Annotated in this window: 8 protein-coding genes; 2 read left to right on the forward strand and 6 right to left on the reverse strand. The window is 70.3% G+C overall.

What is annotated here, in order from left to right; translation table 11 throughout:
• Positions 1–5 precede the first annotated feature (5 nt).
• Positions 6–830, reverse strand: a complete 825-nt coding sequence (locus tag CV755_RS18910) for a polyprenol monophosphomannose synthase (protein WP_109281382.1) — start codon at positions 828–830, stop codon at positions 6–8.
• Between the two features lie 109 nt (positions 831–939).
• A complete protein-coding gene (manB, locus tag CV755_RS18915) occupies positions 940–2019 on the reverse strand; it encodes a mannose-1-phosphate guanylyltransferase (protein ID WP_109281383.1) in 1080 nt (359 codons plus the stop codon).
• Between the two features lie 118 nt (positions 2020–2137).
• On the opposite strand from manB, the gene CV755_RS18920 reads away from it, so the two are divergent.
• A complete protein-coding gene (locus tag CV755_RS18920) occupies positions 2138–2689 on the forward strand; it encodes a GtrA family protein (protein ID WP_109281384.1) in 552 nt (183 codons plus the stop codon).
• Between the two features lie 122 nt (positions 2690–2811).
• On the opposite strand, the gene CV755_RS18925 is transcribed toward CV755_RS18920, so the two are convergent.
• The 3 genes from CV755_RS18925 to CV755_RS18935 all read right to left on the reverse strand — a co-directional run bounded on the left by CV755_RS18925 (position 2812) and on the right by CV755_RS18935 (position 9285).
• Positions 2812–7764 carry an NAD-glutamate dehydrogenase gene (locus CV755_RS18925; protein WP_109281385.1) on the reverse strand — a complete coding sequence of 1651 codons (4953 nt, stop codon included), beginning with the start codon at positions 7762–7764 and terminating at the stop codon, positions 2812–2814.
• Between the two features lie 318 nt (positions 7765–8082).
• Complete coding sequence (locus CV755_RS18930; RefSeq protein WP_109281386.1) at positions 8083–8757, reverse strand: HAD family hydrolase; 675 nt, start codon at positions 8755–8757, stop codon at positions 8083–8085.
• A gap of 39 nt (positions 8758–8796) precedes the next feature.
• A complete protein-coding gene (locus CV755_RS18935) occupies positions 8797–9285 on the reverse strand; it encodes a DUF6912 family protein (protein ID WP_109281387.1) in 489 nt (162 codons plus the stop codon).
• A 251-nt stretch (positions 9286–9536) separates the two neighbouring features.
• Between CV755_RS18935 and CV755_RS18940 the strand changes: the two genes are divergently transcribed.
• Positions 9537–9971, forward strand: a complete 435-nt coding sequence (locus CV755_RS18940; protein WP_109281388.1) for an Rv3235 family protein — start codon at positions 9537–9539, stop codon at positions 9969–9971.
• Positions 9972–10086: 115 nt separating this feature from the next.
• Here CV755_RS18940 and secA read toward each other — a convergent pair whose 3' ends face one another.
• Positions 10087–12894 carry a preprotein translocase subunit SecA gene (secA, locus tag CV755_RS18945; RefSeq protein WP_109281389.1) on the reverse strand — a complete coding sequence of 936 codons (2808 nt, stop codon included), beginning with the start codon at positions 12892–12894 and terminating at the stop codon, positions 10087–10089.
• Positions 12895–13272: the final 378 nt, after the last annotated feature.

The following is a 13272-nucleotide window of genomic DNA, read 5'->3' on the forward strand; positions in this document are numbered from 1 at the left end:
GGCGGTCAGCGCCGGCCTCTGCCGGTGGTACGGGCGGGCTTGGCGCGCAGCCGCCGGGCGCGCAGGCGCAACGGCACAGCGATGGATTCCAGCTGCACCGCCAGGTTCATCTTGGACTCGCCCACGGTGCGGTCCTCGAAGTGGATGGGCACCTCCACCACCGTGCAACCGGCGCGCAGTGCACGGTATTTGGTCTCGACCTGGAAGCTGTAGCCCGCGCTGTCCACGGTGTCCAGGTCCAGTTCGCGCAGGGCGGCGGCGCTCCATAGGTTGAATCCGCCGGTGATGTCCCGCAGCCGGGTGCCCAGAATCGTTCCTGCGTAGACATTGGCGCAGCGGGAGAGCAGCCGGCGGTGCAGGCCCCAGGAGGCGGAGAGGGTGCCGCCGGGGACATAGCGGCTGCCGACCACCACATCGGCGCCGGTGGCCAGGGCGACGCCCAGCATCTCGGGCACCTTGGCGACCGGGTGGCTGCCGTCGGCGTCCATCTGCAGCACATAGGCCGCGCCCTCGGCCATGGCCCGGGTCATCCCGGCGGCGTAGGCGCGGCCCAGTCCCTCCTTGGCGGTGCGGTGCAGCACGCTCACCCGGTGGCGCCCGGATTCCTCGTATTTCTCGGCCAGTTGCTCGGCCACCTGGCCGGTGCCGTCGGGGCTGTTGTCGTCCACCACCAGCAGGCGCAGGCCCTCCAGCGGCAGGGCCAGCAGGGCCTCGGCCATCGGGGGCAGGCTGGCGGCCTCGTTGTAGGTGGGCATCACCACGGTCAGCGCGGTGCGGCTCCACTCGGCGGGCAGCTGGGTGCTGACGGCGGAGGTGTGCTGAAGGCTCATGGGCTGTCCCTCGTCATCGTTGGCTGTCGGGCGGTGGGGGGCGTACGGGCGGTGAATGCGTAACGGACGGCGGGTGTGGACGGACGGCGGGTACGTACGGGCGGCGCGGTCACACGGCGGAGAAGCGGATGGCGGCGTCGGGGATGGCGGTACCGCACCACACTCTTGCCCCCTCGCGCAGCTCGTTGTCGGCCCCGACCCGGGCATGATCGCCCACCACCGCCCCGTCGAGCACGGTGCGCGGGCCGACCTGGGCGGCGTTGCCGATCATGGAGGCGCGTACCCGGGCGCCTTCCTCGATCCGTGCGCCGTCCAGTACCACCGAGCCCTCGATATCGGCGCCCGCGGCGATATACGCGCCCCGCCCCACCACCGTGCCCCCGCTCAGCCGGGCGCCGGGCTCCACATGGGCGCCGGGCAGCACCAGGTGTTCGCCCGGCTCACCGGGTACGGCCGGGGAACGGACCACTCCGCGCACCAGATCGGCGGAGGCCTGGACAAAGGAGGCCGGGCGGCCCAGGTCCAGCCAGTAGGAGGCGTCCACCACCCCGTGCAGCCGGGCACCCGCGGCCAGCAGGCCGGGGAAGGTCTCCCGTTCCACCGAGACCGGCCGGCCCTCGGGGATGGAGTCGATGACCCGGCGGCGGAAGACATAGCAGCCGGCGTTGATCTGGTCGGTGATGATCTGGTCCGGGCGCTGGGGCTTCTCGGTGAAGGCCAGCACCCGGCCGCCGGGGTCGGTGGGCACCAGGCCGAAGGCCCGGGGGTCGGGGACCCGGGTCAGATGCAGGGTGACATCGGCCTGGGCGCGCTCATGCGCCAGCAGCAGCCGGCCGATGTCCACGCCGCTGAGGATGTCGCCGTTGAAGACCAGGACCGGGTCGCCGGGCCCGGAATCCAGCGCCGCCGCGGCGCCGCGGATGGCGCCGCCGGTGCCCAGCGGCACGTCCTCGGTCACATAGGTCAGCCGCAGTCCATGGGCCGAGCCGTCCCCGAAGCAGGGCTCGAAGACCTCGGCGAGATAGGAGGTGGCCAGCACCACATGACGCACCCCGGCCGCCGCGGCCCGGGCCAGCTGGTGGGCGAGGAAGGGCACTCCGGCGGCCGGGACCATGGGCTTGGGGGTGTTGAGGGTCAGCGGCTGGAGCCGGGTCCCCTTGCCGCCGACGAGCAGTACCGCCTCTGTCATGCCACTGTCCTTGCGCTTGGTGGTCTCGCCGTCGCACTGCGTTAGTTTTCGCGGCAAATTACACTACAATCGGCTGTCTGCGTCCAATGTCCTATATGCGTGGCGACCGTTTCGGGAGATGCCCTTGCGACCGGAGAAGAGCAAGAGGACGCTCAGCGGGAAGCGTCCGCCCGGCCCGGCGCGGCTGCTGGCGCTGGGACGGGAGTTCGCGAAGTTCGGCACGGTGGGCGTCCTGGGCATCTTCGTCAACCTGGGGATCTTCAACCTCTGCCGGGGGATCACCGGCCTGCCCGTGGTGCGCTGCAGCGTGATCGCCACCGGCTTCGCCATTGCCTTCAACTACCTGGGGCTGCGCTACTTCACCTACCCGGACCGCGACCGCAGCCACCGCAGCCGGGAGGTGCTGCTGTTCGCGGTGTTCAGCGGGGTGGGGCTGGTGATCGAGAACGGGGTGCTCTACATCGCCACCTATGGCTTCGGCTGGGACGCCCCGTTCCAGAGCAATCTCTTCAAGTTCCTGGGCATCGGCACGGCCACCCTGTTCCGCTTCTGGTCCTACCGGGCCTGGGTCTTCCGGGCCCTGCCCGGTCACTCGCCGCACGGCACACCCATGACCGAAGCCGGCACCACCACCGCGTACCAACCGGAGACCACCGCACCTCCACCGTAGGAACGCGCCCAAGCCCAGCACAGGCGGGCGGCCGGGCCGCCAACGCGGGCGGAAGCCGGGGGAACGAGGGCATGAAGAAAGGGGCGGCCCCCTGGCGGGGCCGCCCCTTCGGTCTTACCGGATCAGCCGTGGCTGCGCAGCAGGGTGCGCATGGTCCGCATGGCCACCGAGAGGTTGGCCAGGTCGAAGGAGTCCGAACCGCGGATGTCGTCCAGCGTGGTGCGGGCGCGGGTCAGGATGGCCGCGTTGTGCTCCTCCCAGGCCGTGAAGCGCTGCTCGGGGGTGGCCGAGCCATTGCCCACCGAGAGGATGTCGGCGGTCAGTGCCGCATGGCAGGCGTAGAGGTCCTCACGGATGGCGGCACGGGCCATGGACTGCCAGCGGTCCGCCCGGGGCAGCTCGATGATCTTGTCCATCAGCTGGCTGATGTGCAGCCGGTCGCCCAGGTCGTAGTAGACCTCCGCCACAAACAGCGGGTCCTTGCCGGTGCGGTCGGCAATGGCCACCACATCCAGCGCCGGGAAGACGGAGGAGAAGCCCGCCACCTTCACCGCCAGGTCGCCGGGGACCCCGGCCTCGGTCAGCTCGTCATGGATGGACTGCCACCACTCGATGTCCGCACCGCGCAGCAGCTTGGGCAGCTCGGCCCAGACCGCGGCCACCCCGTCCCGGAAGAACCCGATGGTCTCGGCCAGTTGCAGGGGCTGCGGGCGGTTGTTCAGCAGCCAGCGGGTGCCGCGCTCGACCAGGCGCCGGGAGTGCAGCCGGATACGGGTCTGGACATCGGCCGCGACCTGGTTGTCCAGCGCCTCCACCGCGTCCCAGACCTCGGCCAGGCCGAAGATCTCCCGGGAGGCGGTCTGCGCCCGGACGATCTCCGCCAGCGAGGCCCCGGTCTCCTCGCGCAGCCGGTGCAGGAAGGTCGAACCACCGGTGTTGACGGTGTCGTTGACCAGCACCGTGGTGACGATCTCGCGCCGCAGCGCATGGCCGTCGATCTGCTCGCCATGGGAACGGCGCAGCGCCTGCGGGAAGTAGGCGTACAGCAGCCGCTGCAGATACGGGTCGTCGGGCAGATCGGTGCCGAGCAGTTCCTCGCTGGTGGTGATCTTGATGTAGGCGAGCAGAACGGCCAGTTCGGGCTGGGTCAGCCCGCGCCCCGCGGCCAGCCGCTCCCGGATCTGCCGGTCGGTGGGCAGGAACTCCAGGGCCCGGTCCAGATGTCCCTCGCGGACCAGCCGGCGCATCACCCGCTGGTGGGCGTGGAGCAGACTGGGCGCCTGGGCAACGGCGTTGGCCAGTGCGACGTTCTGTGCGTAGTTGTTGCGCAGCACCAACTCGCCGACCTCGTCGGTCATTTCGGCCAGCAGCTTGTTGCGCTGCTTGACGGTCATATCGCCGTCGGTGACCAGGCCATTGAGCAGGATCTTGATGTTCACCTCGTGGTCGGAGGTGTCCACGCCCGCGCTGTTGTCGATGGCGTCGGTGTTGACCTTGCCGCCGGCCAGCGCGAACTCGATCCGGCCCAGCTGGGTCAGGCCCAGGTTGCCGCCCTCGCCGACCACCTTGACCCGCAGGTCCTGGCCGTCCACCCGGATGGCGTCATTGGCCTTGTCGCCGACGTCGGCGTGCGACTCGCCGGAGGCCTTGACATAGGTGCCGATGCCGCCGTTCCACAGCAGGTCCACCGGGGCCCGCAGGATGGCCTTCATCAGCTCGGCGGGCGTCATCTTGGTAATGCCCGGTTCGATGCCCAGCGCATTGCGGACATGGGCGTTGACCGGGATGGACTTGGCGGTACGCGGGTGCACACCGCCGCCCGCGGACAGCAGCGAGGTGTCGTAGTCGGCCCAGGACGAGCGGGGCAGCTCGAACAGGCGCCGGCGCTCGGCATAGGAGGTGGCGGCGTCCGGGGTGGGGTCCAGGAAGATATGCCGGTGGTCGAAGGCGGCCACCAGGCGGATGTGCTCGGAGAGCAGCATGCCGTTGCCGAAGACATCGCCGGACATGTCGCCGACGCCGACCACGGTGAAGTCCTCGGTCTGGGTGTTGTGGCCCAGCTCGCGGAAGTGCCGCTTGACCGACTCCCAGGCGCCGCGGGCGGTGATGCCCATGCCCTTGTGGTCGTAGCCGGCCGAGCCGCCGGAGGCGAAGGCATCGCCCAGCCAGAAGCCATAGGACTCGGCGACCTCATTGGCGATGTCGGAGAAGGTGGCCGTGCCCTTGTCCGCGGCGACCACCAGATAGGTGTCGTCCTCGTCGTGGCGGACCACGTCCTTGGGCGGGACCACCTCGCCGCCGACCATGTTGTCGGTGATGTCCAGCAGACCGGAGATAAAGGTCTTGTAGGAGGCGATGCCCTCGGCCAGCCAGGCGTCCCGGTCCACCGAGGGGTCGGGCAGCCGCTTGCCGACGAAGCCGCCCTTGGCGCCCACCGGCACAATCACGGTGTTCTTCACCATCTGCGCCTTGACCAGGCCCAGGATCTCGGTGCGGAAGTCCTCGCGCCGGTCGGACCAGCGCAGACCGCCTCGGGCGACCTTGCCGAAGCGCAGGTGCACACCCTCCACCCGCGGCGAGTAGACCCAGATCTCAAAGGCCGGGCGCGGCGCGGGCAGGTCGGGGATGGCCTGCGGGTCCAGCTTGATGGACAGATACGGGCGGGGGGCACCCGCCTCGTCCCGCTGGAAGTGGTTGGTGCGCAGGGTGGCCTTGATGACGGTGAGGAAGGCGCGCAGGATGCGGTCCTCGTCCAGGCTGGCCACCTGGTCCAGGGCGCCGTCCAGCTCCTCCAGCAGGCCCTCGATCAGCTCAAGGCCGGCCCGCTGCAGGGACGGGGACATCCGGGCCTCGAAGAGGTTCACCAGCAGCCGGGTGATGTGGACGTTGCCGGAAAGCGTGTCCTCCATATACGCCTGGCTGAAGGTGGTGCCGGCCTGGCGCAGGTACTTGGCGTAGGCCCGCAGCACCATCGCCTGGCGCCAGTCCAGGCCGGCCAGCAGCACCAGCTTGTTGAAGTTGTCGTTCTCCGCCTGGCCGGTCCATACGGCCGCGAAGGCCTCCTGGAAACGGGTCCTGGCGTCGTCGCCCTCGACATGGGCGGGCAGCCGCAGGCCGAAGTCGTAGATCCAGGCGGTGGTCCGGTCCGAGCAGCGCAGCTCGTACGGACGCTCATCGACGACCTCCACGCCCAGGCGCTGCAGCACCGGCAGCACCGTGGACAGCGAGACCGGCTCACCGGTGCGGTAGATCTTGAAGCGGCGCTCGCCGGGGGCCGCGCCGACCGGCTCATAAAGGCTGAAGTCGAAGTCGCGGTCGCCGCCGGCCGTGGTCAGCTTCTCCAGGTGGCCCAGGTCGGAGACGGCGGCACGGGGGCTGTGGTCGGCCTTGTAGCCCTCCGGGAAGGCATGGGCGTAGCGGCGCAGCAGCTCGGCGGCGCGCTCCTCGCCGACCTCGGCGGTGAGCGTCTCGGCGAAGCCGTCGGCCCAGGAGCGGGCGGCCTCCACCAGGCGGGACTCGATGTGCTCCACATCGGCGTCGGTGAGCTCGCGCAGGCTGGCGCCGGGCTCCACCCGCACCACGAAGTGCAGCCGGGAGAGCACCGACTCGGTGTTCCAGGCGGTGAAGTCCACGCTGGTGCCGCCCAGTTCCTCCTTGAGGATGTCGATCAGGCGCAGCCGGACGGCCGTGGTGTAGCGGTCCCGGGGCAGATAGACCAGGGCGGAGTAGTAGCGGCCGTACTCGTCACGGCGCAGGTACAGCCGCAGCCGGCGGCGCTCCTGGAGGTAGAGCACGCTGGTGGCGATGGACCGCAGCTGGTCGTCCGGGATCTGGAACAGCTCGTCGCGGGGGTAGGTCTCCAGGATCTGGAGCAGGTCGCGGCCGTCGTGGCTGTCGGGGGTGAACCCGGCGTCGGCCAGCACCTGGGCAACCTTGCGGCGGATCACCGGGACCCGGCGTACCGACTCGGTGTACGCGGCCGAGGAGAACAGGCCCAGGAAGCGGCGCTCGCCGGTGACATTGCCCTGGGCGTCGAACTTCTTGACCCCGACGTAGTCCAGGTAGGAGGGGCGGTGCACGGTGGCCCGGCTGTTGGCCTTGGTGAGCACCAGCAGCTTGTGCTCCCGGGCCTTGGCGCGGGCGTCGGCCGGCAGCCGGCTGAAGGACGGGGAGGTCGGGCGGGGCAGCGGGGCGTGGTGCCCGTCGTGGTGGCCGTCCGCGGTGTGGCTGGGGTCGGAGCGCAGGATGCCCAGGCCGGTGCCGGGAACCGCGGTGAGCACATCCTCCTCGCCGCCGTTGACGGGCGCCTTGGTCAGCTCGTACTCGCGGTAGCCCAGGAAGGTGAAGTGGTCGGCGGACAGCCAGCGCAGCAGCTCGCGGGCCTCCTCCACATCGGTGGCCGGGAGGTCGTCGGGGGTGGGCTCGCCGGGCAGGTCCTCGGCGATGCGCAGCGCGGCATCGCGCATCTTGCCCCAGTCCTCGACCGCCTCGCGCACATCGGACAGCACCCGGCGCAGATCGGCGGCGATCTGCTTGAGGTCCTCGCGGTCGGTCTCCCGGTCGATCTCCACATGGATCCAGGACTCGATCAGCGCGTCATGCGGCAGCTCGGCGCCCTTGCCGGTGCCATGGGCGGTGCAGGAGGAGCCCAGGACCTCCAGCAGCCGGCCGGTGACATCGCGGCGGACCACCACCTGGGGGTGGATCACCAGATGGATGCCGCGGTTCTGCCGGGAGAGCTCATTGGTGACCGAGTCCACCAGGAAGGGCATGTCGTCGGTGACCACCTCGACCACCGAGTGGCTGCAGGTCCAGCCGTTCTCCTCGACGGTGGGGGTGTGCACTCTGACGTTGGCGGTGCCCTGCGGCCGCTGCTCGCCGAGTCGGTAGTGCGAGAGCGCGGCGCCGAAGACGTCCACCGGATCACGGCCGACCAGGTCCTCGGGCGCGGTGTGCAGGTAGTAGCGCTGGAGGTAGGCGGTCAGGGTTTCCTGGTCGAGCCCGTTCTCGTTCTCAGCGACGCGGGCCGCCCGCTCGAGCAGTTCGGCCTTGGCTTCGTCCAGCTTGGTCTGCATGTCCTCTGGCTCCTGTCGCGCGCCGTTGCGTGACATAGGTGGTGAAGGCATCACGCCGCGACCCGGATCGACCGGGCGTCTTCGACGGCATGCCGGAAGGGATCTCCACCGGGCAATTCTCCGTCAGGAGCAGCGGCTGCGTCAGGAGGAACGGCCGCACCCGGTTCAGTGAAGGACCAGCGACCGCCCGTGCGCTGAAGCGCCGCGGGTGGGCGACAGAGGCGTCATCGCCCCTGCTGGGTATTGCGCTGATCACCCCGTAAGGCTATCGCCATTCGCGCCCGGCGAGGTCCCCGGGAGTGTGATGTCCGCCCCAGATCAACTGGCCTCCCGCCGCACCAGCCGGTCGGCCTCCCGGACGGCCGCGGCCAGGCTGTCCACCACCGGCACGCCCGCCGCCCGGAGACTTGCCCGGCTGTGCGAACCACCGGTGTAGAGGACGGCCCGGGCACCGGCGTGGGCCGCCGCCACCGCGTCGTCCACCGCGTCACCGATGACCACCACCTGCTCGGGACGGACCCCGGTGAGCGCGGCCAGATGGCGGGCCATCTGCCCGGCCTTGCCGGTGTCGCTGGGGCCGGTGCGTCCGTCCACCCGTATGAAATGCCGTTCGATGCCATGCGTCCGCAGCAGCGGAAGCAGCCGGTCGTGCGGGGCCAGCGAGCACAGCGACTGGGTGTGCCCGGCCTCCTGCCGCTCGGCCAGCAGCGCCCTGGCCCCCTCGGCCAGCCCGGCACCGGCGGAATGCGTCCAGTAGTGGCGGTGGAAGGCCGCGTCCATCGCCTGCCACTCGGCACCGGTGGGCAGCCGGCCCAGCAGCCGCTCATAGAACCGGGGCACGGGCACGCAGTACAGCTCCCGGTAGCGCTCCAGGGTGATCGGCGGCAGGCCGATCTCCGCGAAGGAGGCATTGGTCGCCGCCATCACCGCGTCGATGTCGTGCAGCAGCGTGCCGTTCCAGTCCCAGACGATGTGCGCCCCGTGCTGTGTCATGCCATGACCGTAGCGGCAGGCACCGACAACGCCCCGGGCTCAGATCAGATTGGGGATCTCCTGCACCGCGAACCACATCAGTTCATGATCGTCCGCGCTGTCCACGGTGAACCGGGCGTCCTCGTCGCCCTGGTCGGCGGCGTCCAGCGCGGCCGCGGCCGCCGCGACCTCGGCCGCGGCCTCCTCGGCGTCCAGATGCACCGCCGCCGCCTTGGCCAGCGGCACCGCCCGGGCGAGCCGGACCGCGCCCGGCTCCCCGGGGTCCCCGGCGGCGACCGCGCCCTCGGGCACCTCCACCGCGACCACCACCCGGCGGCGCGGCGCCGCCGGATCGGCGGCCAGCAGGCGCAGCGAGCCCTGGGCGGCCCGGCCCAGCGCCGCGTACTCCAGCTCCTCCAGGTCGTCCGAGCGGTACCACTCCCGCAGCGCCGGGGTGACGGCACAGCCGTTCAGCGGGGCCGGGCCCAGCTCACCCGCCTGGTGCGCCGCGGCGAGGCCGGGGAGGGTCAGGGGGACATAGACGCGCATGACCGCCGCTTTCCTTGAGGAGTACCTGAGGAGTACCTGATGTGCTGCCAGGATAAGGGGCGAGTCCCCCTTCGAAGTGATCGCCGGCCGGCCGGACGGTGATCCGCGAACCCGCGCCCGCAAGCCCCTGAGCAGCACCGCCTCCCCCGGATAGGTGAACTCCGGGCGCCTCGGCGGGCCCCGCGGACACCCTTGTCGCCGCCCGGCACCGCCGATAGAAGATCACCCCACTCAGAAGGGGGCGATCAGCGTTGCACAGGACCACCGGACCGACCGGCCACCGCACGGCACCACCCCGCCGCACCGACTCCCGGCGCCCCGGCCCGGACGCCGCCGCCCGGCACGGGGCCCGTGCCCGCCTCCCCCGCTACTGGTTCGCCGACCGGCTGCTGCTCGCCCTCAGCGGGCAGCGCCCGGTGCACAGCCTGCTGGGCCACACCCTGCCCGCCGCCTATGAGCACCTCAGCGCGCTGGCGCCCGGGGCACCGCTGCGCCCGGCCCGGCCGGGCGGGCCCACGCCGGTGGTCCAGCGGTGCGGGGAGTTCCAGCCCCAGCCCGGGGTGATCGAGGCCTATGCCCGGATCCTGGCCGGTGACCGGCTGCACGCCCTGGCCTTCCGCCTGGAGCGGTGCGAGGACCAGCGCTGGCGCTGCGCGGCCGTCGAACTGGGCGGCGCCCATGTCTGAGCGGCTGTCAGAGCGGCTGTCAGAGCGGTTGCCCGAACGACCGTCCGAGCGGCCGCGAACGCGGCGGTGGCGGGACACCCGGGGTGTCCCGCCACCGTCAAGGCCGCTGGCGCCGCTACTTCTTGCGGCGGCGGCCGCCGCCGTTCTTCTGCGCCTTGCGGCGCTCCGCCCGGGTCATCCCGTCCGAGGCCGCGGCCCCGGCGGCCTCCGCGTCGGCGAAGTCCCGCTCCTCCAGACCGGCCTCGCCGTCCACGGTGGGGGCGGAGAAGTGCATCCGGTCCGGCCGCTGCGGTGCGCTCAGGCCCTTGGCGCGGATCTCCGGGCGGGCGGCCGGCACGGTGTCCTGCGCCTTGGCCGGGGCCTCCTCCTCGACCGGCACCTCCTCCAGCTGCTGATCGACCTGGACCTCCAGGTTGAACAAGTAGCCGACGGACTCCTCCTTGATGCCGTCCATCATGGCCTGGAACATGTCGAAGCCCTCGCGCTGGTACTCCACCAGCGGGTCCTTCTGGGCCATCGCCCGCAGGCCGATGCCCTCCTGGAGGTAGTCCATCTCATAGAGGTGCTCACGCCACTTGCGGTCCAGCACCGAGAGCACCACCCGGCGCTCCAGCTCCCGCATGATGTCCGAGCCGAGCTGCTCCTCGCGGGCCGCGTACTGCTCGTGGATGTCGTCCTTGACGGACTCGGCGATGAACTCGGCGGTCAGGCCCGCGCGGTCACCGGCCGCCTCCTCCAGCTCCTCGATGGTGACCTTCACCGGGTAGAGCTGCCTGAACGCGCCCCACAGGCGCTCCAGGTCCCACTCCTCGGCGAAGCCCTCGACCGTCTCCGCCTGGACATAGGCGTCAATGGTGTCGTCCATGAAGTGCTGGATCTGCTCATGCAGATCCTCGCCCTCCAGGACGCGGCGCCGCTCGCCGTAGATGACCTCGCGCTGGCGGTTGAGGACCTCGTCGTACTTCAGGACGTTCTTACGGGTCTCGAAGTTCTGCTGCTCGACCTGCGACTGGGCGGAGGCGATGGCCCGGGTGACCATCTTGTTCTCGATCGGGACATCATCGGGAACGTTGGCCATGGCCATGACGCGCTCGACCATCTGCGCCTTGAACAGCCGCATCAGGTCATCGCCCAGCGAGAGGTAGAAGCGGGACTCGCCCGGGTCGCCCTGACGGCCGGAACGGCCGCGCAGCTGGTTGTCGATACGCCGCGACTCATGCCGCTCGGTGCCCAGCACATAGAGCCCGCCGAGCGCCTTGACCTCTTCGTTCTCCGCCTTGACCGAGGCCTCGGCCTTCTCCAGGGCGGCGGGCAGCGCGGCCGCCCACTCCTCGATGTGCTCCTCCGGGTCCAGACCGCGCTGGCGCAGCTCGGCCTCGGCGAGGTCCTCGGGGTTGCCGCCGAGCTTGATGTCCGTACCACGGCCGGCCATGTTGGTGGCCACCGTGACCGCGCCCTTGCGGCCGGCCTGGGCGACGATCTGCGCCTCGCGCTCATGGTGCTTGGCGTTGAGCACCTCATGCGGAATGCCGCGCTTGGCCAGCTGCTGGGAGAGGTACTCCGACTTCTCCACCGAGGTGGTGCCGACCAGGATCGGCTGGCCCTTCTCGTGCTTCTCGGCGATGTCCTCCACCACCGCGTCGAACTTGGCGACCTCGGTGCGGTAGATCAGGTCCGACTGGTCCTTGCGGATCATCGGCTTGTTGGTGGGGATGGGCACCACGCCGAGCTTGTAGATCTGGTGGAACTCGGCGGCCTCGGTCATGGCCGTACCGGTCATGCCGGAGAGCTTGTCGTAGAGGCGGAAGAAGTTCTGCAGGGTGATGGTGGCGAGGGTCTGGTTCTCGTCCTTGATCTCCACCCCTTCCTTCGCCTCGATGGCCTGGTGCATGCCCTCGTTGTAGCGACGGCCGGCCAGGATACGGCCGGTGTGCTCGTCAACGATCATGACTTCGCCGTCCATGACGACGTAGTCCTTGTCCCGCTTGAAGAGCTCCTTGGCCTTGATGGCGTTGTTGAGGTAGCCGACCAGCGGGGTGTTGACCGACTCATAGAGGTTGTCGATGCCCAGCCAGTCCTCGACCTTGGTGACGCCGGACTCGTGAATGGCGACGGTGCGCTTCTTCTCATCGACGTCGTAGTCGCCGGTCTCCTCGATGCCCTTCTGCGGCTCGGCCGGCTCACCGCGCTTGAGCCGCTGCACCAGCTTGGCGAAGTCGCCGTACCACTTGGTGGCCTGGTCGGCCGGGCCGGAGATGATCAGCGGGGTACGGGCCTCGTCCACCAGGATGGAGTCCACCTCGTCCACCACCGCGAAGTTGTGGCCGCGCTGCACCAGCTCGTCCTTCGACCACGCCATGTTGTCGCGCAGATAGTCGAAGCCGAACTCATTGTTGGTGCCATAGGTGATGTCGCAGTTGTACTGCTCGCGGCGCTGCGCCGGCGTCATATTGGCGAGGATGCAGCCGACCGACAGGCCCAGGAAGCGGTGCACCCGGCCCATCAACTCCGAGTCACGCTCGGCCAGATAGTCATTGACGGTGATCAGGTGGACGCCCTTGCCGGAGAGCGCGTTGAGATACGCGGGCAGGGTGCCGACCAGGGTCTTGCCCTCACCGGTCTTCATCTCCGCCACATATCCCAGGTGCAGCGCGGCGCCGCCCATCAGCTGGACGTCGTAGTGGCGCTGGCCCAGCACGCGCTTGGCGGCCTCCCGGACCGTGGCGAAGGCCTCGGGCAGCAGGTCGTCCAGGCTCTCGCCGTCGGCGTACCGCTGCTTGTACTCCTCGGTCAGGGCGCGCAGCTCGGCGTCGGAGAGGTTGACGAAGTCCTCTTCGATGGAATTGACCTGGTCCGCAATGCGGTGCAGCTTGCGCAGGATCTTGCCTTCTCCTGCACGCATGATCTTGCCGAAGACGGACACGTAGGCTGACTCCTTGCCGGTCGGGCCTGGCACTGGGCTCCCCCGCGCGAGCAGGGGTGAAGGTGCGCGGGCACGACGGGACAGTCCCCGCCGCAACGGCCATCGTAAGCGAGGACCCCGCCGCGCCGGGAGGTCCGTCGGACCCCGGGCCGGGTATCACCCGCCGTATCACTCGCCGGGACAACGGACCGGGCCCGGCTGAAGTGCCCGAGCGGGGTAATTCCGCGGCGCGTTGTTGTCACGGCCGTCGGTTCTCACGGCCATCGGTCGTCGCGGCCATCGCTTGGCACGGCCATCGGTTGTCACGGCCGTCACCGGCGGAGCCACGCCGCGCCGCTGTGAGATTCGCCCCGAAAGCGCCGTCCGGGCCGGAACCGG

Origin of the sequence: Streptomyces orinoci (assembly GCF_003121295.1) — a bacterium.
GTDB classification, from domain to species: domain Bacteria; phylum Actinomycetota; class Actinomycetes; order Streptomycetales; family Streptomycetaceae; genus Streptomyces; species Streptomyces orinoci.